Genomic DNA, 25,000 nt, shown 5'->3' with positions numbered 1-25,000 from the left:
GGCCGTGAGCCGCGCCCTGTTGAAGGCCAATTGGCCCGCGCCGCGTGGCGTCCATGCTTTCACCACCTTGCGTCACGGCGCGGGCGGTTCGGTCGCACCGTTCGACACCTTCAACCTGGGCAACCGCGTCGCCGTCGACGGCGATGACCCGGAGCGGGTGGAGCGCAATCGCGCCGAGTTGATCGCGTTGGCTGGCTTGCCCTCGGCACCGCACTGGTTGCGGCAGGTGCACGGTGAGGGCGTATTCCGCGTCGGCGAGCCCCCTCACAACCAAACGGCGGGGCTTCCTCTCAGCTCTTCACACCCTTCGGGTGCCGCCGCGGGAGAGGAAAAAACGACCGAGCCCGAAGCCGATGCCGCGGTCACTTCCATGGCCGGTGCGGTACTCGCGATCCTGACCGCCGACTGCCTGCCGGTGCTGTTCTGTGCCGATGACGGCCGTGAGGTCGCGGCGGCCCACGCGGGCTGGCGCGGTCTGGCCGGGGGTGTACTGGAAGCCACCGTTGCGGCGATGCGGACGCCGCCTGCGCAAGTGATGGCATGGCTGGGCCCGGCTGCCGGCCCGGAAAACTACGAGATCGGTGTCGAAGTGCGCGATGCGTTCGTATCACAGGATCCGCGCGCTGAAACGGCTTTTGTCCCCACCCACCCGGGCCATTGGCGAGTCGATCTCTACGCGCTGGCGCGGCAGCGGCTGGCGGCGGTTGGCATCGCGTCGGGCCGCATCCACGGCGGCGGGTTGTGCACGATCACCGATCCGCAGCGCTTCTATTCGCACCGTCGCGACCAACGCACCGGGCGGATGGCGTCGCTGATCTGGATCGACTGAGTTCACCGCCTGAGCGCACCGAGCGGATCCGGGAGCGCATCGGCCGTTGGCTGCCCGTCCAGACGGAACTTCCCGGGTCAATCATCCCCATACCCATGCCTCCCCACGGCTGCTTGATGGATATCGGCAGCAGCGGAAAAATCTTGAATCTCCGGGTGCTGCGGCGTCGGATGGCACGTTCCGGCGCGAGGACCAATCAGGCCCCGTAAAGCGCATCCGTGCACACGGCCGTGGCCACCCGCATGCCAGCATTGGGTGGACGCGGTCGCTGGAAAGTGCAGGCAATGCTTGAACCCGGCTGCAACGATCCGCACTTCCTTTGCATCGTGGCCTTGTCGGCCGCCCGTACATGAGGAATCCCACCATGCGAATGGACAAGCTCACATCGCGCTTCCAGCAGGCGCTTGCCGACGCGCAGTCGCTGGCGGTCGGGCGCGATCACAACGTCATCGAGCCGGCGCACCTGCTGGTGGCGCTGATCGACCAGTCCGGCGGCAGCACCCGCCCGCTGCTGTCCCAGGCAGGGGTCAACGTGCCGGTGTTGCGCGAGCGATTGGGCGAGGCGCTGGACAAGCTGCCGACCGTCTCCGGTCAAGCGGGCAATGTCAGTGTCGGTAATGACTTGTCGCGGTTGCTCAACGTGACCGACAAATACGCCCAGCAGCGCGGCGACGCCTTCATTGCCAGCGAGCTGTTCGTGCTGGCGGCGCTGGAGGACGGCGGCGAGGTCGGCCGTGCGTTGAAGGCGGCGGGCGCCGAGAAGTCCCGTATCGAAGCGGCCATCGACAAGGTGCGTGGAGGCGAAACCGTGCAATCCGAGAATGCCGAAGACCAGCGCCAGGCGCTGGAGAAGTACACCATCGACCTGACCGCGCGCGCCGAGTCCGGCAAGCTCGATCCGGTGATCGGCCGCGACGAGGAGATCCGCCGCACCATCCAGGTGCTGCAACGGCGGACCAAGAACAACCCGGTGCTGATTGGTGCGCCCGGCGTCGGCAAGACCGCGATCGCAGAAGGCCTGGCCCAACGCATCATCAACAACGAGGTGCCCGAGGGCTTGCGCGGCAAGCGCGTGTTGTCGCTGGACATGGGCGCGCTGATTGCCGGGGCGAAATTCCGTGGCGAGTTCGAGGAGCGCCTGAAGGGCGTGCTGAGTGATCTGGCCAAGAACGAAGGCCAGGTGATCCTGTTCATCGACGAGTTGCACACCGTGGTCGGTGCCGGCAAGGCCGAGGGTTCGATGGACGCCGGCAACATGCTCAAGCCGGCACTGGCACGCGGCGAGTTGCACTGCATCGGTGCGACCACGCTGGACGAGTACCGAAAGTACATCGAGAAGGATGCCGCGCTGGAGCGCCGGTTTCAGAAAGTGCTGGTGGACGAGCCGTCGGTGGAGGACACCATCGCGATCCTGCGTGGGCTGAAGGAGAAGTACGCGGTCCACCACGGGGTGGAGATCACTGACCCGGCGGTCGTCGCCGCGGCGACCTTGAGCCACCGTTACATCGCCGACCGCCAGCTGCCCGACAAGGCGATCGACCTGATGGACGAGGCGGCCAGCCGGATCCGCATGGAGATCGATTCCAAGCCCGAGGAGCTGGACCGCAAGGAACGCCGGCTGATCCAGCTGAAGATCCAGCGCGAGGCGCTGAAGAAGGAAAAGGACGCCGCCAGCAAGCAGCGTCTTGCCGACCTGCAGGCCGAGATCGACGTGTTGGAGCGGGAGTTCAACGACCTGGAGGAAATCTGGAAGGCCGAGAAGGCGATGCTGCAGGGCGCGACGAAGATCAAGGAACAGATCGAGGCAGCCAAACTCGAGCTGGAAGCCGCACAGCGCAAGCAGGACTTCGCGAAGATGAGCGAGATCCAGTACGGCCGCCTGCCAGAGTTGGAGAAGCAGGCCAAGGCCGCGCACGAGGCCGAGACCCGGGGCTTCACCCTGTTGCAGGACAAGGTCACCGCGGAGGAGATCGCCGAGGTGGTCAGCCGCTGGACGGGCATTCCGGTGTCGAAGATGCTCGAAGGTGAGCGCGAGAAACTGCTGCAGATGGAGCAGCACCTGCACACCCGGGTGGTCGGCCAGGACGAGGCGATCAAGGTCGTGTCGGATTCGGTGCGGCGTTCGCGCGCTGGCCTGTCCGACCCGAATCGGCCATCAGGGTCATTCCTGTTCCTCGGCCCCACCGGTGTCGGCAAGACCGAGCTGTGCAAGGCGCTGGCGGAGTTCCTGTTCGACAGCGCCGACGCGATGATCCGGATCGACATGAGCGAGTTCATGGAGAAGCATTCGGTCAGCCGTCTGGTCGGCGCGCCGCCGGGCTACGTCGGCTACGAGGAGGGTGGTTACCTGACCGAGGCGGTGAGGCGGCGTCCGTACAGCGTGATCCTGCTGGACGAGGTCGAAAAAGCGCACCCGGATGTGTTCAACATCCTGCTGCAGGTGCTCGACGACGGCCGCCTGACCGACGGCCAGGGCCGCACCGTGGACTTCCGCAATACCGTGATCGTGATGACCAGCAACCTGGGCAGCCAGATGATCCAGGAGATGGACGCCGATGACACGCCTGAGGGCTACACCCAGATGAAGGCCGCGGTGATGGGCGTGGTGCAGAGCCACTTCCGGCCGGAGTTCATCAACCGGCTGGATGACATCGTGGTGTTCCATTCGCTGGACAAGCAGCAGATCCGCGAGATCGCCCGGATCCAGCTGCACGGTCTGGACAAGCGGCTGGCCGAGCGCGGGTTGACGCTCGAGTTGTCCGACAGCGCGCTGGCGCTGCTGGCCAATGTCGGCTTCGATCCGGTGTATGGCGCGCGGCCGTTGAAGCGGGCGATCCAGCAGCAGTTGGAGAACCCGTTGGCGACGAAGATCCTGTCGGGCGAGTTCGCCAGTGGTGAGGTCATCCACGTTGATGCCGAAGGTGGCGCGCTGGTGTTCCGGAAGGGGTGAGCGGCTGCGGTGTGCGGGTGCCGGCTGCGGGGAATAAGGCTTCGGTCGGGCGGGTGCCGGGCTGCGGGGGTAAGGCTTCGGCTGGGCGGGTGTCGGGCTGCGGGGGCGATTGCTCCACCCCTCGGTCAGGACGTCCTGTCCTGACTCGGGGCCGCAGGCCATCCATGGCCTGCTTTCCGCAATACCCCCACACCCCGACACCCGCGGAGAGTTGCGCTGGCTCCGGAAAGGAAAGCCGACAATCAATGACCGACGCGTCGTCCTGTCGGGGTATTGCGTAGAGCGGACATGGATGTCCGCGGCGGCGAGTCGGCCATGGATGGCCGATCGAGCCGAGGAGCAATGCCCCGGCAGGGCGTCGCTGCTGCCGAAGCCCGCAACCCAAAACCCCATTGCTCCCAGTACCCCAATCACCAATCACCAATCACCAATCACCAATCACCAATCACCAATCACCAATCACCGCGCCGGTTCGCGGTCGCACTTGAAAAAGCCTCCCCGCCAGAGGCAGGGAGGCTTCGTTTCACACACGTGTTGCGGAGGGTCTTACCAGCGGTAGCCCACCTTGGCGTACATGTAGGCGCCGTTGAAGCCGAACGGCGAGGCTGAGCTGTACGGGAACTGGCCGCTGGTCGAGTTGCCGAAGATGTTTTGCTCCGGATACTCGTTCAGCACGTTGTCGCCGCCCAAGGTGAAGCTCCAACGATCCAGGTGATAGGTCGCGGCCAGGTCGATCAGCCACTTGGGGTCGTAGGTCTGGTCGTTGTCAGCGTTGTTGGGTGTGGTCTCAAAGCTGCCGTAGCGCGTCGTGCCGGCCAGCAGGGTCCAGTCGCCCAGGTTCCAGGTGCCGTTGAGCACGAACTTGTCGCGCGGAAAACCCTTCTCGATCCGGCCCTGTTCGGCCCGGTCCAGTCGGTCCAGATCCAGGCCGCCGGTCTCCAGCTCCGGCGGATTGGGCGCGATGCGGGTGATCTCGGTTTTCGAGTAGTTGTAGCCGGCGGTCACGTCCAGGGTGCCGGCGGCCAGATCCCAACGGTAGCTGCCGAGGAAGTCTATGCCGCGGCTGCGGGTGTCGATGGCGTTGGTGAAGTAGCGACCACCGGTGACGCCGAAGATGCCGCGTGCCTCGAGGAAGTCGCGGACGTCATCGCCAGTGAGGTTGGACGACAGCACGATGCGGTCGTCGACATCAACCTGATAGGCATCGACGGTGACGTACAGGCGATCCACTGGCTGCAGCACCACGCCAAGACTGTAGGAGAGCGACTCCTCCGGCTGCAGCGGCTCGGCACCCAGGGCCTCGGCGATCGGGCTGGCGGCCGGGAAGGTGCGGATCTCGAACGGGTCGCTGATGCCGGCGATGAAAGTGGTGCTGGTGGTCTGGAAGTTCTGCTGCGACAGCGACGGCGCGCGGAAGCCGCTGGAGACGGTGCCGCGCAGGGCAACGGCGTCGCTGAACTCGTAACGCCCCGACAGCTTGAAGGAGGTCTGGTTGCCGAAGTCGCTGTAGTCCTCGTAACGCACCGCCGCGCCACCGGAGAAGCGGTCGGTGAGGTCGGCCTCAAGGTCGGCATACAGCGCGTAGCTGTCGCGCGAATAGTGGCCGGCATCGCTCGGGCGGTAGCCCGGAAAGCCCTGCGCGCCCGAGGCGATAGGCCGAGGCAGTGATCCCTGGCGCCAGGAGTCCGGCTCACCCGGGGATTGGTTCCATTTCTCTTCGCGGTACTCGGTACCCATCGCGAAGTTGACCGGGTAGGCCAGGCCCCAGTCGAACTGGCGGCTGAGGTCGAGGTTGACGATGTTCTGGGTCGTCTCCAGTGCGCCGGCGAAGAACGACGTCGGCGAACTTGGCCCAAGGCTGGCATTGAGCGAGTTGCGGGTGAAGAACTCCAGGTGGTTGTAGCCGTAGTTGTAGCTCAGGTCCCAGGCCCAGCCGGCGGTGTCGCCGCGCAACCCGGCCACCAGTGAGCGGTCATCGGCGATGTTGTTGATCTGCGGCACGAAGCCGTCGGGGTGGATCGAGGGAATGTTCTGGTTCGGATTGCCCGGTGCGCGGAAGAAGGCGAACGAGGTGATGTCGCGTTCGCTGGCCATGCCGAAGGCGTACAGGTCGATGGTGTCGGTCAACGGGATCTCGGAGTTGACCGAGAACGCCCAGTGCTCGACGGACGGATCGCCATAGACGAAGGCCTTCTGGCCGAGCTCGGGTTGGGTCGGGCTGGGCGTGCCCGCGAAAGGACGCGCGCGGTTGGTGAAGTCCTGCTCGCCGAACTGTCCGGCCAGGTGCAGGAAACCTTCCTCGCCGATCGTGATCCCGGCATCACCGGAAACCTGGTGCTGTTTGCCATCGCCAGCAGAGTACTGGCCGTAGCTCGCATCCAGGCTACCGCCGCTGCCGGCCCCCTTGAGGACGATGTTGACCACCCCGGCAATGGCATCGGAGCCGTATTGCGCTGAGGCGCCGTCGCGCAATACCTCGACCCGCTCGATCGCCGAGACCGGGATGGCGTTGAGGTCGACCGGGGACGAGCCGCGACCCTGGCTGCCGTTGACGTTGAGCAGCGCGGTAGTGTGGCGGCGCTTGCCGTTGACCAACACCAGCACCTGGTCGGGGGCGAGGCCACGCAGCTGTGCCGGCCGGATCGCGCTGGTGCCGTCGGTGACCGCCGGACGCGGGAAGTTGAGCGATGGCAACGCCCGCGACAACGCCGTGGCCAGTTCGGTGGTGCCGGTGGCCCGCAGCACCTCCGGGGTGATGATGTCGATCGGTGACGCCGACTCGGCGATGGTGCGGCCGGTCACCCGGGTGCCGGTGACGATCACCTGGTCAAGCGTGGTGGCGTCATCGACAGGGACGGTCGCGGTCTGGGCAAAGGCTCCGGGAGCGGCGAGTGCAACGGCGATGGCCAACTGCAGGCGGGTCGGGATCATGGTGGGTTCTCGGGGGGAAGACCGCAATGGCGGCGTTCCTTTGATTAACCCGAAATTAACGCTCTCGTCAAACCATCTTGATGGAACGATGGAAGGACGTTAATGGAACGACCGTTCTGACCTGCGCGTGCAACCAGGTGATCAGGCGCGATGGCCGTCAGGCGCGGCTGGTCCGTGGCAAGTGGTGATCACCCCGATAAGCCGGGGTGGCAATCACCATCTCGGCCAGGCTGTGGGCAAGTTCGCGCTCGGCCAGCACCACGCCGTCGGCGCCACGCTCCAACAGGTGCTTGACCTCCGCATCACTGTGCGCGCGTGCCAGCAAGGTCAGTGACGGGTTGATGGCACGCAGCTTGGCCATGGTCTCGCCCGCTTCCAGCGGCTGCGGGATCGCCAGGATCGCGATGGTGGCACGCTCGGGGTGGGCCTCTTCCAGTACCAGGTCGGCGGCCGCACTGCCGCGGATTGCCGGGATGCCCGCGGCGTGCGCGCGCTCGACGTGGTGGCTGCTGTCGTCGATGACGATCACCGGTATGTCGTGGCCACGCAGCAGCTTGACCAACTCGGTGCCGACGCTGCCGAAACCAATCACGATGGCGTGATCGCTCAGGTCCAGCGACGGGCCGGGCAGGGGTCCGGTTTCGACCTGCTCCTCGGCCAACCGGGTGTGCCTGGCTTGCCACCGATCGACCAACACGAAGATCAGCGGGTTGAGCATGATCGTGATCAGGGCGCCGGCCAGGACCAGATCCTGCGCTTCCTCATTCATGATCTGCAACGCGACGCCGAGGCCGGCGATGATGAAGGCGAACTCGCCGATCTGCGCCAGGCTGGCGGAGATGGTGATGGCGGTGACGTTGGGATAGCCGAACGCGCGCACGATCACGTACGCGGCCGCGGACTTGCCGAACAGGATGATCAGCACCGTCGCCAGCACGTGCAGCGGCTGCTCGATCAGGATCATCGGGTCGAACAACATCCCGACCGAGACGAAGAACAGCACCGCGAATGCATCGCGCAGCGGCAGCGAATCACTGGCGGCCTTGTGGCTGAGCTCGGACTCGTTGAGCAGCAGGCCGGCGAAGAACGCGCCCAGTGCAAACGACACCCCGAACAATTCCGCCGAGCCATAGGCCACGCCCAGCGCGATCGACAATACCGACAGGGTGAACAGCTCGCGCGAGCCGGTGCCGGCGGTGCGTTCCAATACCCAGGGGATCACCCGCCGGCCCACCACCATCATCACCGCGACGAAGGCTGCGACCTGCACCAGGGTCAGCAGAATAGCGACCACGATCGATCCAAAGGTGTGGGTTTGGCCGCCGACGGAAGGGTTGGTGATCTCGGCCAGCACCGGCATCAGCACCAGCGCGATCACGCAGGCCAGATCCTCCACGATCAGCCAGCCCACCGCGATCTTGCCGCGGTTGGTGTCCAGCAGGCGGCGGTCTTCCATCGCCCGCAGCAGCACCACGGTACTGGCAGTGGCGAGCGAGAAGCCGAACACCAGACCGTGCACGGTCGACCAGCCCATCAGCGCGGCCAGGCCCCAGCCGAGCAGGGTGGCGACGGTGATCTGGACCATGGCGCCGGGGATCGCGATCCACTTGACCGCCATCAGGTCCTTGACCGAGAAATGCAGGCCGACGCCGAACATCAGCAGCATCACGCCGATCTCGGCCAGTTGGTTGGCCAGGCCCTGGTCGCCGACGAAGCCGGGCGTGAACGGGCCGGCAACGATGCCGGCCGCCAGGTAACCCACCAATGGGGACAGCCGCAATCGATTCGCCAGCGCGCCGAACAGGAATGCCAGCAGCAGCCCCACGGCGATGATGCTGATCAGGTCGGTTTCGTGCAGCATCGGGGCTCCATTGGGCTTAGCCGACCAATCATGTAGGTCGTTGCCGGATCAGGCAAGCGATAACCTCGGCAGGTCGAGCCTGCACCCGTACAATGACCGCATGATTGCTTTCAAGGATTTTGCCCTCCGTCGCGGCGAACGGCTGCTGTTGTCCAAAGTCGACCTGGTACTGCAGGCCGGCTGGCGGGTGGGCGTGATTGGCCGGAACGGCAGCGGAAAGTCATCGTTGTTCGCCGCATTGCAGGGCCAATTGGAAGCCGACAAGGGCGATCTGGGTATTCCCAGCCGCGTCCGCATTGCCAGCGTCGCCCAGGAAACCCCGTCGCTGCCGGATCCGGCACTGGACTTCGTGCTGTCGGGAGACGCGCTGGTGCATGCGGCGATCCAGGCCGAGGCGCAGGCCGTCGCCAACGAGGACTGGGAAGCGGTCGCCACGGCCCACCACCGGCTGGAGGAGCTCAATGGCTACGACGCCAGCGCGCGCGCCGGCAAGTTGCTGCATGGCCTTGGGTTTGCCGCCGATACGCACGGACGCGCCGTCAGCACGTTCTCGGGCGGCTGGCGGGTGCGCCTGAACCTGGCCCGTGCGCTGATGACACCGTCGGATCTGTTGCTGCTCGATGAGCCGACCAACCATCTCGATCTGGATGCGGTGCTGTGGCTGGAACAGTGGTTGTTGAAATACCCCGGCACCTTGCTGCTGATCAGTCATGACCGTGAGTTCCTGGACGAGGTCACCAACCACACCCTGCACCTGCATGACGGCAAGGCCAAGCTGTACGCCGGCAACTACACCGCTTTTGAGCGTCAACGCGCCGAGCACCTGCGCCTGCAGCAGATCACCCACGTGAAGGCGCAGGCCGAACGTGCCCACCTGCAGAGCTTCATCGACCGGTTTGGCGCCAGCGCGACCAAGGCCAAGCAGGCGCAGTCGCGGGTCAAGCGCCTGGCCAAGATGGCCGGCACCGAGGCGGTGCGGATCGAGCGCGCGTTGCGGATCGAGTTTCCGGCCCCGGCCAAGCTGCCGCATGCGTTGTTGCGCCTGGCGCATGCCGATTGCGGCTACGTTGCGGCCGCTCCTGCAAAAGCGCGGGACGTCACCACCATTCTCCACGACGTCGGCTTCATCCTCGAAGCCGGCGACCGGGTGGCCTTGCTCGGCCCCAACGGTGCCGGCAAGTCGACGTTGGTCAAATCACTGGTGGGCGATCTGGATCTGCTGGCCGGGGAGCGCCATGGCCATCCCGACCTGCGGATTGGTTACTTCGCCCAGCACACGGTCGAGTCGCTGCGTGCCGGCACCAGCGCGATCGACCATATCGCCGATATCGCGCCGGGCGTGGCCACCCAGCAGTTGCGTGACTTCCTCGGTAAGTGGAATTTCCCGGGTGACCGCGCGTTCGAGACGGTCGATGTGTTCTCCGGCGGCGAGCGCGCGCGCCTGGCGCTGGCATTGATCGCCTGGCGCAAACCCAACGTGCTGTTGCTCGATGAGCCGACCAACCATCTGGACCTCGACATGCGCGAGGCACTGGCCGAGGCGCTGGCGGTGTTCGAGGGCGCAATCGTGCTGGTCTCGCATGATCGGCACCTGATCGGGCTGGTCTGCGACACCTTCTGGCGCGTCGCCGATGGCATCGCCCAACCGTTCGACGGTGATCTGGACGAATACGCGAGCTGGCTGCGCACGCGCGATAATTCCAATGATGGTCAGGGCCGGCCAGCGTCCGCTCCGGCTGCTGCCCAGGCGGCGGTCGCTTCACCGCCAACCAAGCCGCGCAAAGGCAAGGCCAATCCGTACAAACTCGCCAAGGCCGAGGAATGCGTAGCGGAGTTGGAGGCGCAGTTGACGGCGCTGGAAGCCGAGTTGGCCGACCCGACGGTGTATGCAGACGGCGGCGCCCGCGGCGTGGAGCTGGGCAAGCAGCAGGTACAGCGACGAGCCGAGCTGGAACAGGCCGAAGCCGAGCTTCTGACCTTGTACGAGGTCGACGCCGCCTGAGCACACTTCACCGGGTGGCCCGGGCATTTACGCCTGCGATCCTGACGACGTTTGGCCGTGGCCCGCCTTCAGTCGCGCAAGAAGTATTCCACCGTGGTCACCACCCGCACCCGCTTGACCTGCGGACTGCTCTGGTCACGGTCGGTGATGCTGACCACGCCCTGGTTGGCGCTGCGGATACCGCCCAGGCGCGAGTCGGAATCCTTGGCAAATTGCACCGCGGAATCGCGCGCGGCGGCGGTGGCTTCGGCAATCAGCGCTGGCTTGATGTCGTTGAGCTTGGTGTAGTCGAAGTCCGGCGCGCTGCCTTCGCCGATCATCACTCCCTGGCCGACCAGCTCGCCACTGCGGCGCAGCACGCTCAGCGCCTTGGGCACATCGTCGGTACGCAGGCTCACCGTGGTCGAGTAGCGGTAGCGCTCCGGTGGCCGGTTGTCGCCGTAGGCCCAAGCCCAGCGATCTTCCAGCCGTGGCGGGGAGACCACGATTTCCTCGGGTTTGAAGCCGGCCTCGGTGAAGAAGTCGCGGATGGCGGCGGTATTGGTTTCCAGCTGACGCTGGACTTCGGCCAGATCGTTGCCACCGACGCTGTGCGGCAGCGGCCAGACCACCCGGTCGGCCTCGACGATCTTCTCGGCCGAACCCTTGACGGTGACGTAGCGGTCGGCGGTCTTCAGCCTTTCCATGCCCTGGCCGGCCAACCAGCCGGCACCGGCCACGCCGAGGGCCAGCAGGGCGGCGGCAATCACAAGGGTGACGCGCGGCGGATGGGTGGACATCGGTACGGCTCCAGGACACGTGGAGCCGCAGCGTACCCGAACCGGGTGAATGCGGCATGGAGGCGGCAAGCATCAGTCAAGTCGCAACCGGGGGTTGCCAGCGACGGCGACCTGCGCCGACCATGCGCCGGAAGCATTCATTCCTCGCCACCGGCACGCGCATGACCAATGAGTTGATCTACCTGGTGTTGATATTCGGTTTGCTGGTGATCCCACGCGCGCTGCAGCGCTTCAAGGTTCCCGCTCCCATTACCTGCCTGCTACTGGGCGTGGGTGCGATGTTGCTGTGGGCCGATCGCGTCCACGACCCGGTCATCGTGCTGTTGTCGACACTGGGGATCTCGTCGTTGTTCCTGTTTGCCGGGCTGGAAGTCGAGCTGGCGTCCCTGCGCAAGGGGCTGGGCGGGCTGAGTGTCTACCTGCTGATGCGGGTAGCCTCGTTGAGTGCGGTGAGCTGGCTGGCGTGGCGTTACCTGGGCCTGGACTGGCAGCCGGCGGCGCTGGTGTCGCTGGCGCTGCTGACCCCTTCGACCGGGTTCATCCTGGACACGCTGGAACGGCTGGGTCTCAACGAGGAAGAGCGGTTCTGGGTCACCAGCAAGGCGATCGCCGGCGAGTTGCTGGCGCTGGCGGTGCTGTTCGTGGTGCTGCAGGCCGACGATCCGATGCAGTTGGGGATCTCGTCGCTGGTGATGCTGGCGATGATGGTCGGGCTGCCGTTGCTGTTCATCGCGCTGGGCCGCTGGGTGGTGCCGCACGCGCCGGGCTCGGAGTTCTCGTTGCTGGTGATGGTCGGGCTGGTCGCCGCTTTCATCACCTTCAAGTTGGGGGTGTATTACCTCGTCGGCGCATTTGTGGCCGGTCTGGTTGCCCGGCTGTTGCGGCTGCGCATGCCGCGACTGGCCTCGGACGAGAACATCCACGCGTTGCGGCTGTTTGCCACGTTTTTCGTGCCGATCTATTTCTTCCACGCCGGTACCGAGATCACCCGCGACGCGCTGACGTGGGAGGCGGCCGGACTGGGCGTCATGCTCACCGTGGTGTTTGTCCCGTTGCGGGTCGGACTGGTGTGGTTGCAGCGCCGGCTGATGTTTGGCGAGGCTCACAAGAGCAGCCTGAAGGTCTCCGTCGCGCTGGCGCCGACGCTGGTGTTCACCCTGGTGATCGCCACCATCCTGCACCAGCAGTTCCAGATATCCGGGACCCTGTTTGGCGGGTTGATCCTCTACACCACCCTCAATACCCTGCTGCCGTCGTTGGTGCTGCGCTCGCCCTTTGACGTCGACACCATCGAGCCCGGTTCCCGGCAGCACCCGGAAGACCGCATGCGTGGCGAGCCGACGCCGAACGGTTTTCCGCCGGCGACCAACACCTGAGCGTGGTTGCCGCTGTCGGGCGCAACCGCGATCGAACCGTCGCCGCCTTGAGTTGCCGGGATACGTCCCCAATATCGGTTCGGCTTGGGCCGTCTGGCCCCTTCCGCGTTGGCCGGGTCGCCAATTCCGCTTTGCCAGTGCATTGCCCAACCCCAAGGTCACGTCTCCATGCCGATCTATGCTTTCGAGTGCGCTGCTTGTGGCCACGATTTCGACCGCCTGCAGAAGTTGTCTGATGCCGATCCGACCGATTGCCCGGAATGTGGCAAACCGCAATTGAAGCGGCAGTTGACCGCGCCCCAGTTCCGTCTGTCCGGCACCGGTTGGTACGAGACCGACTTCAAGAAGGACGGCGAGAAGAAGCGCAACCTGGCCGGTGATGGTGGCAAGGACGCGACAACCACGGACGCCAAGTCCGACGCCAAGAACGAATCCAAAGCCGACGCGAAGCCTGCAGCCAGTGCAGCCGCGGCCAAGCCGGTGGAAAACAAGCCAGCGGCTGGCTGACGGTTGCGCACCGTTGCCGGGCGACGCAGCGCGACGGCCCGTCGCGGTGTCGGGTGTGACATCGCGCATTGCGCCACTAAACTAATGGGCCAGCCGGTTCGTGCCGGCGTGCCACTGCTGAACCGGAGCCCCCATGCGTACCCATTTTTGCGGCCTGATCGATGAATCCATGATCGGCCAGACCGTTACCTTGTGCGGCTGGGCCGATGTCGCCCGCGACCTGGGCGGCTTGTGCTTCATCGACCTACGCGACCATGAGGGCATCGTCCAGGTCGTCGCCGAGCCATCGGATGCGGCCGGCAATGCGGACGTCATCGCTGCTGCCGGACATGTGGGTTACGAGGATTGCCTGCGCGTCACCGGCGTGGTGCGCCAGCGCCAGGCGGTCAACAACAAGATCCGTACCGGCCAGGTAGAAGTGGTGGCCGCGGCCATCGAGGTGCTGAACAAGGCCGAGCCGCTGCCGTTCCACGCCCACGAGAACCCGGGCGAGGACATCCGCCTGAAGTACCGCTACCTGGATCTGCGCACGCCGGAGATGCAGCGCAAGTTGCGCACCCGGACCAAGCTGGTGCAGGCGCTGCGGCGCTGGCTGGACGCGCGCGACTTCCAGGACATCGAGACCCCGATCCTGACCAAGGCTACGCCGGAAGGCGCACGCGACTTCCTGGTGCCGGCGCGGATGCATCCGGGCGAGTTCTACGCGTTGCCGCAAAGCCCGCAGTTGTTCAAGCAGATCCTGATGGTGGCCGGCTTCGACCGCTACTACCAGATCGCGCGCTGCTTCCGTGACGAGGCCCTGCGCGCCGACCGCCAGCTCGAATTCACCCAACTGGACATGGAGTTCGCCTGGGTCGAGGAGCGCGACGTGCAGGACACCGCCGAAGCGCTGATCGGTGAGGTGTTCCGCGAGGTCATGGACGTCGACTTGGGCGAGTTTCCGCGCATCACCCATGCCGAGGCGATGCGCCGCTTCGGGTCTGACAAGCCGGACCTGCGCATCGAGATGGAATTCACCGACATCGCCGCGCTGGTCAAGGGCTGCGAGTTCAAGGTCTTCACCGACTGGGCCAATGCCGAGGACGGCCGCGTGGTCGCGTTGCGTGCCCCGGGCGCGGCGAAGCTGTCGCGCAAGCAGATCGACGAGGTCGGCGCGCACGCGGCCAAGTACGGCGCCAAGGGCGTGGCGTGGATGAAGGTCGAAGACCCGGTGAAGGGCCGCGAGGGCGTGAGCTCGCCGATCGCGAAGTTCCTCGACGACGCGACCCTTGCCGCGATCCTGCAGGCGACCGGCGCGCAGGCCGGCGACCTGGTTCTGTTCGGCGCGGCGGGCTACAACACTGCCTCGGACTTCATGGGCGCGGTGCGGCTCAAGCTGGGCAAGGACCTGGGGCTGGTGCGCGAAGGCTGGGCACCGTTGTGGGTGACTGATTTCCCGATGTTCGAGTGGGACGCGGAGGCCAGCCGCTACGTGGCCCTGCATCACCCGTTCACCGCGCCGGCGGTGGATGACGTCGCCGAGCTGAAGGCGAACGCGAAGACGGCGGTGTCGCGCGGCTACGACATGGTGCTCAACGGCAACGAGATCGGTGGCGGTTCGATCCGCATCCACCGCCCGGCGATGCAGTCGGCGGTGTTCGAACTGCTGGGTATCGACGCCGAGGAGGCGCAGGCCAAGTTCGGCTTCCTGCTCGACGCGCTCAAGTACGGCGCGCCGCCGCATGGCGGTATCGCGTTCGGCATCGACCGCATCGCCGCGTTGATGGCCGGCACCGAGTCGATCCGCGACGTGATCGCCTTCCCCAAGACCACCGGCGCGCAATGCATGATGACCGGCGCGCCGTCGCCGATCCCCGATGCCCAACTGGCCGAGGTGCACGTGTCGGTGCGGCCGAAGCCGGCGAAGGCCGACGAGCCCGCGGCAGGCTAGATGGGCACCAGTGCCGGGAATGCCGTCCCCGTCATCCGCCGCGCGACGCCGGCCGATGCAGAGGTGTTGTCGCAACTGGCCACCCGCACGTTCGTCGAGACCTTCGGCCATCTGTATCCGGACGCGGACCTGCAGGCGTTCCTGGCCGAGAGCTATGCGGTCGAACGCCAGCGCACGATCCTGGCCCATCCCGACTACGCGGTCTGGCTGCTGGAGCGCGAAGGCGAGGCAATCGGGCATGCCGCGGCCGGTCCGTGTGGCTTGCCGCATGCCGCGGCCCGTCCCGACGATGGCGAGCTCAAGCGCCTGTACCTGGTGCAAGGTGAGCAAAATGGCGGCTGGGGCGGCCGGCTGTTCCAAACCGCCCTGGACTGGCTGCAGCGCGACGGCCGGCGCACCCTGTGGATCGGGGTGTGGTCGCAGAACCTCGGCGCGCAACGCTTCTACGCACGCCACGGTTTCGAGCACGTGGGCGATTACGAGTTCGCGGTCGGCCGCGTGCGCGACCACGAATTCATCCTGCGGCGGCCCGCCGACTGGACCGGCTGAGCCCGACACCCCTGCAAGGAAGCTCTGATCAACTCAGACGCCAGGCCCCATATGAAGATCACCTTGTTGGGCGCGCACGGCGTAATCAGGGCTCTACACGCACGCTCGGTTAGAGTCTTTCGGTGATGCATCAATTTCGCCGTTACGAGGAGCCCGCCATGAACTTCCCGATCGCCACTGCGCTGGTTCTCGCGCTGTCGCTGGCCTTGGCGGGCTGTGCCACCACGCCGGTCATCAGTAGCGGCCCCGGGCAGCTGGCCGATGTCGGAGTGGTGCAGGTCGCGTGGCATGACCCGGCCGGGTTCCGGGAGATCACCCGTGGGCAGGATCGGGTCGACAGGCTGCGCGGCGTCTGGGTGCGGGAGTTGGCGCAGTACCTGCGGAGCGAGGCGGGGCCGCGCCTGCCACCGGGCGAGCGATTGCAGGTCACGTTCATCGACATCGACCGGGCCGGCGGGTACGAGCCTTGGCTTGGTTCGCGATACGACGATGTGCGGATCATGCGCGACATCTACCCGCCGCGGATCCGGCTGGAGTTCCAGCATTCGGGTGCGGACGGCCAGATAGTGGCCGAAGGGGAACAGCAACTGGTCGGCAGCGACTATCTGTCGCGGTCGACCGCCGGCCGCAACAGCGACTCGCTGCGGTACGAGAAACGACTGCTCGATGACTGGCTGCGAAGGCAGTTCAAGGGGCTGTAATGGCTGATACAGGTGGCGCTGCGGCGGAGCAGGGCGACACGGAGCAACCCGCCACGACAGCGACCGGGCGACGGGTGGTGCTTCTGCATGGGTTGTGGATGCCGCGGCTGTCGATGCACTGGCACGCCCGGCAGTTGCGTCGGGCCGGCTTCAATCCTGTCCTGGTCGGTTACGCGGGCATTGCCGGCGGCCCCGAGGCGGCGATATCGCGGTTGCGAGCGACCTTGCACGAGCCCTGCGACATCCTCGCCCACAGCCTGGGCGGGTTGATCGCGGTGCGGGCGCTGGAGCGGGATCCGGCGTTGCCGGTGCGGCGGGTGGTCTGTCTGGGCTCGCCGTTGTGCGGCAGCGCGGCGGCTCGCGGGATGGGCCGGTTCGGGCTGGGCAGTGCTTCGCTGGGGCGCAGCGCGGACCTGCTGCGCGATGGGTGTGGGCCATGGCAGGGGCCGGCGCAACTGGGCGTGGTGGCCGGCAACCTCGGCCTCGGGTTCGGGCGGGTGTTTGGCCGCTTCCCCGGCGGCAACGACGGCACCGTCGCGGTGGATGAAACCCGGCTGGCCGGCGAGTCCGACCACATTGTGTTGCCAACCAGCCACAGCGGCATGCTGCTATCGCCGGAGGTGTCCGCCCAGGCCATTCATTTCCTCGCCCACGGCCGGTTCGAGCATTGACGGCATTGCCGCCGGAGATCGCCGGTTCGAGTAAAGTAGCGGGCTGACACAGCACACTTAACGGACATTCTCATGGGTAGGGGACCGTCGATCGAGGGTCGCAAGAACGCCTCGGACGCCAAGCGCGGCAAGATTTTCACCAAGCTCATCCGCGAGATCTCGGTTTCCGCGCGAGCCGGCGGCAGTGACCCGGCGAGCAATCCGCGCCTGCGTACCGCGATCGAGAAGGCGTACGCCGCCAACATGACCAAGGACGTGGTCGAGCGGGCGGTCAAGAAGGCCAGCGGTGAGCTGGAAGGCGTCAACTACGAGGAGATCCGTTACGAGGGCTATGCCCCGGGCGGGGTCGCGGTGATCGTCGATTGCCTGACCGACAACAAGGTCCGCACCGTCGCCGATGTGCGCCACGCGTTCGGCAAGTTCGGCGGCAACCTGGGCACCGACGGGTCGGTTGCTTTCATGTTCCACAAGGTGGGCGTGCTGGGTTTCGCTGCCGGCGCAGACGAGGACGCGATCACCGAGGTGGCGATCGACAGCGGTGCCGACGATGTAGTGGTGTATCCGCCCGATGGCGCGATCGACGTACTGACCCCGGCTGACGCATTTGATGCGGTGAAGGCGGCGATGACCGGTGCCGGGCTGGAGCCTGCGCACGCCGAGGTCACCTTCCGTGCCGACAACGATATCGCGGTCGAGGGCGAGACCGCGCAACAGGTGGTCAAGCTGCTGGACTGGCTGGAAGACCTGGACGATGTGCAGGCGGTCTACTCCAATGCCGACTTGGGCGAGGACGCCTACGCCTGACGGCGTAAGCTTGCGACGTGATCAGAATCCTCGGTATCGACCCCGGTTCCCAGCGAACCGGCATCGGCGTGATCGACGTGGGCAACGATGGCCGTTGCAAATTTGTCCACTGCGAGGCACTGAAGTTGCTGGACGCGCCCGACTTCCCGTCGCGGCTGGGCTTGCTGTGCGAAGGCCTGGAGCGGGTGCTGGATGAGTGGCAACCGCATCAGGTGGCGATCGAGACCGTGTTCATGGGCAAGTCGGCGATGTCGGCCTTGAAGCTCGGCCATGCGCGTGGCGCGGCCCTGGTGACGGTGGTGCGGCGCAAGCTGGTGGTCAGCGAGTACGCGCCGCGGGTGATCAAGCAGTCACTGGTCGGTCGCGGCGCGGCAGACAAGTTGCAGGTGCAGCACATGGTCCGGCTGCTGTTGAACCTGGCCGACAGGAAGCTGCAGGCCGATGCCGCAGATGCATTGGCGGTCGCACTCACCCATGCTCACATGAGCGCAACCGCGATCCGCACCGGATTGGGCGTGGCTGATTTACGGAGACGTGGCACATGATTGGCAGGCAGGCATGATCGGTAGGCTCAAGGGAATCGTCATCCACAAGCAGCCGCCGTGGCTGGTGGTGGACGTCAACGGCGTGGGTTATGAGCTGGAGGCGCCGATGAGCACCTTCTACGACCTGCCCGAACTGGGCCGCGAGGTGTCGCTGTTTACCCACTACGCGCAGAAGGAAGACAGCGTCTCGTTGTACGGCTTTTTGCGCGATTCGGAGCGACGCCTGTTCCGCGAGGTGCAGAAGGTCAAGGGCATCGGCGCGAAGATCGCCCTGGCGGTTTTGTCCGGGGTCAGCGTCGACGAGTTCGCACGCATGGTCCAGGCCAGCGACGTCACCGCGCTGACCCGGGTCCCGGGCATCGGCAAGAAGACCGCCGAGCGCATGGTGGTGGAACTTCGCGATCGCGCCAGCGACATGACCGGCGGTGACGGCGTGGTCCTTTCCGGTGTGGATGTCGCGCGCGATCCGCAAAGCGAGGCGGTGATCGCCTTGCAACAATTGGGTTACAAGCCTGCCGACGCGACCCGCATGGTGCGCCAGGCGGCATCGGAGTCCGACGCCGACGCTGCCACCATCATCCGTAAGGCGTTACAGTCCGCGCTTCGCTGAGGCGCGTAGCCTCGCCAACGGCGCAGAACCGAGTTCCCGATGTCCCTACCTGCGATCAAGTCAGTGAGCAGCAAGACGGCCCGTGATGGCCACGATAAACCCGGGATGGCCGGCCTGGTGGTCGGCGCGATCGGGGTGGTGTTCGGCGATATCGGTACCAGCCCGCTGTACACGCTGAGGGAAGCCTTCAGCCCGCACTACGGCCTGGTCGCCAACCACGACACCGTGCTCGGCATCCTGTCGCTGGTGTTCTGGGCGCTGATGCTGGTGGTCACGCTGAAGTACGTGACCATCATCATGCGCGCCGACAACGAGGGCGAGGGCGGCATCATGGCGCTGATGGCATTGGCTCAGCGCACCCTGCCCAAGGGTTCGAAATCGGCCTACGGGGTCGGCATCCTCGGCGTATTTGGCGCGGCGCTGTTCTTCGGCGATGGCGTGATCACCCCGGCGATCTCGGTGCTGTCGGCGCTTGAGGGCCTGGAGGTCGTCGCCCCGCAGTTGAGCAAGTGGATCGTGCCATTGACGGTTCTGGTGCTGCTGGCGCTGTTCGCCAGCCAGCGGTTCGGTACCGAGAAGGTCGGCAAGGTGTTCGGGCCGATCACCGGCATGTGGTTCCTGGCGCTGGCGGCGCTGGGCGTGCTCAACATCATCCACGAGCCGGAAGTGCTGCATGCGATCAACCCGTGGTGGGCGGTGCAGTTCTTCCTCGACCACAGCCTGGGCGGCATCTTCATCCTCGGCGCCGTGGTGTTGGCGGTGACCGGCGGCGAGGCGATCTATACCGACATGGGTCACTTCGGCGCCAAGCCGATCCGCTATGGCTGGTACTTCTTCGTGCTGCCGGCGCTGATGCTGAACTACCTGGGGCAGGGCGCGCTGGTGCTGGAGGACCCGACCGCGATCCGCAATCCGTTCTACATCGGAGTGCCGGAATGGGGCCGGATGCCGATGATCGTGCTGGCGACCGCGGCCACCGTGATCGCCTCGCAGGCGGTGATCACCGGGGCGTTCTCGGTGACCCGGCAGGCGATGCAACTGGGCTACATCCCGCGCATGACGATCCGGCACACCTCGCGCGACACCATTGGCCAGATCTACATCCCGGGCATCAACTGGTCGATGATGGTGATCGTGATCCTGCTGGTGGTGAGCTTCGGCAGTTCCTCGAACCTGGCCACCGCCTACGGCATCTCGGTGTCGGGCACGATGCTGATCGACACCCTACTGCTGGCATTGGTCGCGCGTGCGTTGTGGCCAAGTTGGCGCTGGTGGGTGCTGCCGTGCTGCCTGCTGTTCCTGGTTGGCGACATCGCGTTCGTGATCGCCAATGGCGCCAAGATCCTGCAGGGCGGCTGGTTCCCGCTGGCGCTCGGCATCGTCCTGTTCACCCTGTTGCGGACCTGGCGCCGCGGCCGCCAGTTGCTGCGCGAGGAGATCCAGAAGGGCGGGATCCAGCTCGACAGTTTCCTGCCCGGGTTGATGCTGGCGCCGCCGGTGCGGGTGCCGGGCACGGCGGTCTTCCTGACTACAGACCCGGGCGTGGTGCCGCACGCGCTGATGCATAACCTCAAGCACAACAAGGTGTTGCATGAGCGCAATGTATTCCTGACCGTGGAGACGCTGTCGGTGCCATACGCGCCGATCGACAAGCGGCTGAAGATCACCGAGATCGGCGACGACTTCCACCGGGTGCTGATCCGGTTCGGGTTCATGGAAACGCCGGACGTGCCGGTGGCGCTGATGCGCAGTTGCGACCAGGACGGGATCTATTTCGATCCGATGGATACCACTTATTTCGCCAGCCACGAAACCGTAGTGGCCGCCGCGCACCGCGGAATGCCGGTATGGCGTGACCGCTTGTTCGTGTTCATGCATCGCAACGCGGCGCCGGCGACGAGCTTCTTCCGGATCCCGGGCAACCGATTGGTCGAGCTGGGAGCGCAGGTAGAGATCTAGGCCGTCCGCCATGCGACCATAGACGGATGAATGACGAGCGCATCATCGCTGCGGACCAGGCCTTCGGCGATGATGCCGTGGAGGCATCGATTCGCCCTAGGCGGCTGGACGAATACCTGGGCCAGGTCCCGGTCCGCGAGCAGATGACGATCTACATCGAGGCGGCCAAGGGGCGTAACGAGGCGCTCGACCATGTGCTGATCTTCGGGCCGCCCGGCTTGGGCAAGACCACGCTGAGCCATGTCATCGCCAATGAGCTGGGAGTCGGGCTGCGGCAGACGTCCGGGCCGGTGATCGAGAAGGCGGGCGACCTGGCCGCGTTGCTGACCAACCTGCAGCCGTTCGACGTGTTGTTCATCGACGAGATCCATCGGCTGTCGCCGGCGATCGAGGAGGTTCTGTATCCGGCGATGGAGGACTACCAGTTGGACATCATGATCGGCGAGGGTCCGGCCGCGCGGTCGATCAAGCTGGATCTGCCACCGTTCACCCTGATTGGCGCGACCACCCGGGCTGGGCTGCTGACTGCGCCGCTGCGCGACCGTTTCGGCATCGTCCAGCGGCTGGAGTTCTACAGCGCCCAGGAGCTGACCCGGATCGTCCGACGCTCGGCCGGGATCCTCGGGATCTCCTGCACGCCGGAGGGCGCTGCCGAGATCGCCAGGCGCTCGCGCGGTACGCCGCGTATCGCCAACCGGTTGCTGCGACGGGTGCGCGATTACGCCCAGGTTCGCGCCGGCGGTGATATCGACCTGGACACAGCCGGTGCCGCGATGGCGATGTTGAAGGTCGACCCGGAGGGCTTCGACGAACTGGACCGGCGTCTGCTGCGGACCATCATCGAGTCCTTCGACGGCGGTCCGGTCGGGGTCGAGTCGCTGGCTGCCGCACTCAGTGAAGAGCGCGGCACGCTGGAGGACGTGATCGAGCCGTACCTGATCCAGCAGGGGTACCTGATCCGCACCGCCCGCGGCCGGATGGCCTCGCCCAAGGCGTACCAGCATGTCGGCCTCACCCCGCGGGGCAACGACGGGGAACTGTTGCGCTCAACGCCGGTCGGAAGCACGGATAGCCAGTAGGGTCATCCTGGCCGACTGTCTCACTTGAGCCATCCCGGAGATTTCCGCTTTGCCTTTGTTCAGCCTCCCGATCCGCATTTACTGGGAAGATACCGATGCCGGCGGCGTGGTCTACCACGCGCGGTATGTCGCGTTCCTGGAACGCGCGCGGACCGAGTGGTTGCGCGAGCAGGGATACGGGCAGCAGCAGTTGCAGCTCGAGCATGGACTGGTATTTGCGGTGCGCGCCATGCAGGTCGATTTCCATCAGCCGGCGCGGTTGGACGACCTGTTGCAGGTGGACGCGTCATTGCAGCAATGCCGTCGCGCGAGTGCGGTGTTCGTGCAGCAGGTGCGGCGCGACGGTGAATTGTTGCTGGCCGCGACGGTGCGCGTGGCGGCGCTCGACACGCAGGGTTTTCGTCCCCGGGCGATCCCGCAACCACTGCTCGATGAGCTCACTGCGCTGCAAACGACGCAATAGCACGACCTGGCAACACGGCACTACCGACATTCATCCATCACAAGCCCGCGAGCGCGGGCAGCGGAGATCCAGGCATGACCCCATTGTTGAGCTTGTTGCAGGCCACCACCGTCGTCGAGCCATTGCCCCTGGACCCGGCCAGCGCAGTTGCCAGCACCGCAGCAGCCCTGCCTGGCGCGGTCGCGGGCGATGGCGGCGTCGACATGTTGCAGTTGGTACTGCACGCCTCGCTGCCGGTGCAGTTGGTGATGGTGTTGCTGCTGTTCGCCTCGGTGGCCTCGTGGGTGATCATCTTCCGCAAGACCAAGCTGCTTGGGCGCGCCGACCGTGAGGCGGAGACCTTCGAGGAGCGCTTCTGGTCGGGCACCGAGCTGAGCAAGCTCTATACCGGTGCGACCAGCCGCAACCGTGACACCGGCGGCATGGAATCGATCTTCGAGGCCGGCTTCCGCGAATTCTCGCGCCAGCGCCGCATCGCCGATGTCCGGATGCAGCTGGAAACCGCCCAGCGCGGGATGCGGGTGGCGACCGCGCGCGAACTGGACGGGTTGGAGCGCAACCTGGAGTTCCTGGCCAACGTTGGCTCGATTGCGCCGTATGTGGGCCTGTTCGGCACCGTGTGGGGGATCATGATCTCGTTCCAGGGCCTGGCCACGATGACCGAGGCGACCATTGCCAGCGTTGCTCCGGGCATCTCGGAGGCCTTGATCGCCACCGCGATGGGCCTGTTCGCGGCGATTCCGGCGGTATGGGCGTACAACCGCTTCGCCACCAAGGTCGAGCGCATCGCCGTGCGCTATGACGCCTTCGCCGAGGAGTTCTCCTCGATCCTGGAGCGGCAGGTGCCGCAGGAGTGATCCGGCGCCGGCCGAGCGCGTGACCGCAGGGTCGCGGCCGCACGCAATCCTGGCACCCATCGATCAACCCACCGTCCACTGAACTCGCCGCCACTCGGGAACACCGCATGTCCGTCTCCACCGGTCGCCGCCGCAAACGCAAACTCCAGTCCGAGATCAACGTCGTGCCCTATATCGACGTCATGCTGGTGCTGTTGATCATCTTCATGGTCACCGCGCCGCTGATGAACCTGGGCGTTGACATCGAGTTGCCCAAGTCCGATGCCAGGACCATCTCCCAGAACCAGGAGCCGGTGATTGTCAGCGTGGATGCCGACGGCAATTATTTCCTGACCCTGCAGGGCGCAGAGCAGGAAGCGCTGGGCGCGGAGGAGCTGTCGGCAAAGGTGGCCGCGTTCGTACGCAACAATCCCGGCGTGCCGGTATATGTGGCCGGTGACCGGGCCGCCAACTATGAAGTCGTGCTGCAGGCGATGGTACTGCTGCAGAACGCCGACGTGCCACGAGTCGGGTTGATGAGTGCGCCGTCGGAGACGGTGCGCAAGTGAGGGAAAGCCGCGCCGACAACCAACAGGCCATCGTGCAGGCGATCGTGCTGCATGTGGCGCTGTTCGCGCTGATGTTCGCCGGCATGTGGTGGACCCGCAGCGCCGTTCCCGTGTCGGCCGCCGGCTCGCCTATCGAGGCGGAGCTGATTGACCCCAACGCGTTGTCGGCGTCGATGCGCGAGGTGCTCAACGACCGGCCCGAGCCGGCCGAGGAGCCGCTGCCCGAACCGTTGCCCGAGCCCGAGCCGGTCGAGGAGGATGCCGCGCCGCTGCCGCAACCGGAGCCGGAGCCAATCCCCGAGGACGCGCCCACGCCGCCGCAATCGCAGCCGCAGGATTTCGTGGTCGAACCCGACACCGTGGAGCAGGACGAGGTCGTGGCCGAGCCGACGCCGACCCCGGCGGATGAGGAGAAGCTGCAGGAGGAGAAGCGGCGCCAGGCCCAGATCGACCTGACCGAGAAGAAACGCCAGGCCGAGGCGGAGCGTACGCGCCGCCTGGCCGCGCAGGCGGAAGAGCGCGAGAAGAAACTGGCGGAGATCCGTCGCCAGCGCGCCGCGGCCGCGCGCCAGGCGGAACTGGCGGAGCAAAAACTCAAGCAGATCGCCGCGGCCAGCGCGCTCGCCGAGTCCAGGGACAACAGCACTGCGAGCAGTGGCGCCAGTCCGCCGCCGGGCAACAACGGCACCGACACCGGGCTGGAAGCTCGTTATTCGGCAGCGCTGCAGGAGGCAATCCTGGCCAAGTGGACCCGTCCGGAAACCGTTCCTCTGGGTGCCAGGTGCCGCCTTGTCATCAAGCAGCTGCCCGGGGGCGAGGTGATGAGTGCCGACGTCTCGTCGCCATGTGCCTACGATGAACAGGGTCGCCGCTCGATCGAGGCCGCCGTGCTCAAGGCGCAGCCACTGCCCTACGCGGGCTTTGAGAGTGTGTTTGCGCGCACTTTGACGCTCAATTTCGAAGCGCGTGATCGCTGAGCCGCCCCAAAATTGCCGCGCCCGTTGCCTCCGCCGTGTTCAGCTTTGAGAAAGCGTTCACATGGATGCTGT

The 25,000-nt window shown here is 66.0% G+C and carries 21 protein-coding genes; 18 read left to right on the top strand and 3 right to left on the bottom strand.

The annotated features are described in order from the left end of the window. Window positions 1-4: 4 nt before the first annotated feature. Both pgeF and clpB read left to right on the top strand, forming a co-directional pair. Entirely contained in the window at window positions 5-829 is an 825-nt protein-coding gene (gene pgeF / locus ACW5DN_RS08945) for a peptidoglycan editing factor PgeF (protein WP_456962340.1), read from the top strand. Window positions 830-1,193: 364 nt separating this feature from the next. Continuing rightward, on the top strand, window positions 1,194-3,779 hold the full coding sequence (clpB, locus tag ACW5DN_RS08940) for an ATP-dependent chaperone ClpB (RefSeq protein ID WP_456962339.1): 2,586 nt from the start codon (window positions 1,194-1,196) through the stop codon (window positions 3,777-3,779). Between the two features lie 546 nt (window positions 3,780-4,325). On the opposite strand, the gene ACW5DN_RS08935 is transcribed toward clpB, so the two are convergent. Further along, entirely contained in the window at window positions 4,326-6,710 is a 2,385-nt protein-coding gene (locus ACW5DN_RS08935; protein ID WP_456962338.1) for a TonB-dependent receptor plug domain-containing protein, read from the bottom strand. Between the two features lie 157 nt (window positions 6,711-6,867). Then, window positions 6,868-8,571, bottom strand: a complete 1,704-nt coding sequence (ybaL, locus tag ACW5DN_RS08930; protein ID WP_456962337.1) for a YbaL family putative K(+) efflux transporter — start codon at window positions 8,569-8,571, stop codon at window positions 6,868-6,870. 100 nt (window positions 8,572-8,671) lie between these two features. On the opposite strand from ybaL, the gene ACW5DN_RS08925 reads away from it, so the two are divergent. Next, on the top strand, window positions 8,672-10,573 hold the full coding sequence (locus ACW5DN_RS08925) for an ABC-F family ATP-binding cassette domain-containing protein (RefSeq protein ID WP_456962336.1): 1,902 nt from the start codon (window positions 8,672-8,674) through the stop codon (window positions 10,571-10,573). A gap of 68 nt (window positions 10,574-10,641) precedes the next feature. Here the strand turns inward: ACW5DN_RS08925 and ACW5DN_RS08920 are convergent, their stop codons facing one another. Further along, a complete protein-coding gene (locus tag ACW5DN_RS08920; RefSeq protein WP_456962335.1) occupies window positions 10,642-11,352 on the bottom strand; it encodes an SIMPL domain-containing protein in 711 nt (236 codons plus the stop codon). Window positions 11,353-11,513: 161 nt separating this feature from the next. Here ACW5DN_RS08920 and ACW5DN_RS08915 point away from each other — a divergent pair, with 161 nt between their 5' ends. The 15 genes from ACW5DN_RS08915 (at window position 11,514) to ACW5DN_RS08845 (ending at window position 24,928) form a co-directional block, all read left to right on the top strand. Beyond that, the gene (locus ACW5DN_RS08915; RefSeq protein WP_456962334.1) at window positions 11,514-12,728 is read left to right on the top strand and encodes a cation:proton antiporter; all 1,215 of its coding nucleotides are present in this window, start codon (window positions 11,514-11,516) and stop codon (window positions 12,726-12,728) included. 168 nt (window positions 12,729-12,896) lie between these two features. Next, window positions 12,897-13,235: an FmdB family zinc ribbon protein gene (locus ACW5DN_RS08910; RefSeq protein ID WP_456962333.1), complete on the top strand. Its 339-nt coding sequence runs from the start codon at window positions 12,897-12,899 to the stop codon at window positions 13,233-13,235. Between the two features lie 133 nt (window positions 13,236-13,368). Then, on the top strand, window positions 13,369-15,165 hold the full coding sequence (gene aspS, locus ACW5DN_RS08905) for an aspartate--tRNA ligase (protein ID WP_456962332.1): 1,797 nt from the start codon (window positions 13,369-13,371) through the stop codon (window positions 15,163-15,165). Further along, the gene (locus tag ACW5DN_RS08900) at window positions 15,166-15,714 is read left to right on the top strand and encodes an N-acetyltransferase family protein (RefSeq protein ID WP_456962331.1); all 549 of its coding nucleotides are present in this window, start codon (window positions 15,166-15,168) and stop codon (window positions 15,712-15,714) included. A 158-nt stretch (window positions 15,715-15,872) separates the two neighbouring features. Further along, a complete protein-coding gene (locus tag ACW5DN_RS08895) occupies window positions 15,873-16,415 on the top strand; it encodes a DUF3016 domain-containing protein (protein ID WP_456962330.1) in 543 nt (180 codons plus the stop codon). Beyond that, window positions 16,415-17,086, top strand: a complete 672-nt coding sequence (locus tag ACW5DN_RS08890) for an alpha/beta hydrolase (protein WP_456962329.1) — start codon at window positions 16,415-16,417, stop codon at window positions 17,084-17,086. The genes ACW5DN_RS08895 and ACW5DN_RS08890 overlap by 1 nt, the downstream gene beginning before the upstream one ends. 72 nt (window positions 17,087-17,158) lie before the next feature. Next, entirely contained in the window at window positions 17,159-17,890 is a 732-nt protein-coding gene (locus ACW5DN_RS08885; protein ID WP_456962328.1) for a YebC/PmpR family DNA-binding transcriptional regulator, read from the top strand. Between the two features lie 17 nt (window positions 17,891-17,907). Beyond that, the gene (ruvC, locus tag ACW5DN_RS08880; protein WP_456962327.1) at window positions 17,908-18,435 is read left to right on the top strand and encodes a crossover junction endodeoxyribonuclease RuvC; all 528 of its coding nucleotides are present in this window, start codon (window positions 17,908-17,910) and stop codon (window positions 18,433-18,435) included. A 13-nt stretch (window positions 18,436-18,448) separates the two neighbouring features. Continuing rightward, entirely contained in the window at window positions 18,449-19,045 is a 597-nt protein-coding gene (gene ruvA, locus ACW5DN_RS08875) for a Holliday junction branch migration protein RuvA (RefSeq protein ID WP_456962326.1), read from the top strand. Window positions 19,046-19,150: 105 nt separating this feature from the next. Continuing rightward, the gene (locus tag ACW5DN_RS08870; RefSeq protein WP_456963011.1) at window positions 19,151-21,004 is read left to right on the top strand and encodes a potassium transporter Kup; all 1,854 of its coding nucleotides are present in this window, start codon (window positions 19,151-19,153) and stop codon (window positions 21,002-21,004) included. 26 nt (window positions 21,005-21,030) lie between these two features. Then, on the top strand, window positions 21,031-22,083 hold the full coding sequence (gene ruvB / locus ACW5DN_RS08865) for a Holliday junction branch migration DNA helicase RuvB (RefSeq protein WP_456962325.1): 1,053 nt from the start codon (window positions 21,031-21,033) through the stop codon (window positions 22,081-22,083). Between the two features lie 40 nt (window positions 22,084-22,123). After that, window positions 22,124-22,546 (top strand): tol-pal system-associated acyl-CoA thioesterase, encoded by a 423-nt coding sequence (gene ybgC / locus ACW5DN_RS08860; protein WP_456963010.1) that lies wholly within the window; start codon window positions 22,124-22,126, stop codon window positions 22,544-22,546. 74 nt (window positions 22,547-22,620) lie between these two features. Continuing rightward, window positions 22,621-23,403 carry a protein TolQ gene (gene tolQ / locus ACW5DN_RS08855; protein WP_456962324.1) on the top strand — a complete coding sequence of 261 codons (783 nt, stop codon included), beginning with the start codon at window positions 22,621-22,623 and terminating at the stop codon, window positions 23,401-23,403. A 107-nt stretch (window positions 23,404-23,510) separates the two neighbouring features. Next, window positions 23,511-23,951 carry a protein TolR gene (gene tolR / locus ACW5DN_RS08850; protein ID WP_456962323.1) on the top strand — a complete coding sequence of 147 codons (441 nt, stop codon included), beginning with the start codon at window positions 23,511-23,513 and terminating at the stop codon, window positions 23,949-23,951. Next, entirely contained in the window at window positions 23,948-24,928 is a 981-nt protein-coding gene (locus tag ACW5DN_RS08845) for a cell envelope integrity protein TolA (RefSeq protein WP_456962322.1), read from the top strand. The genes tolR and ACW5DN_RS08845 overlap by 4 nt, the downstream gene beginning before the upstream one ends. The last annotated feature ends 72 nt before the right edge of the window (window positions 24,929-25,000 follow it).

It is taken from the genome of Lysobacter sp. A289, from assembly GCF_054072675.1.
The sequence above is the reverse complement of the archived record's forward strand: the minus strand, read 5'-3'. Positions and strand labels throughout refer to the sequence as shown.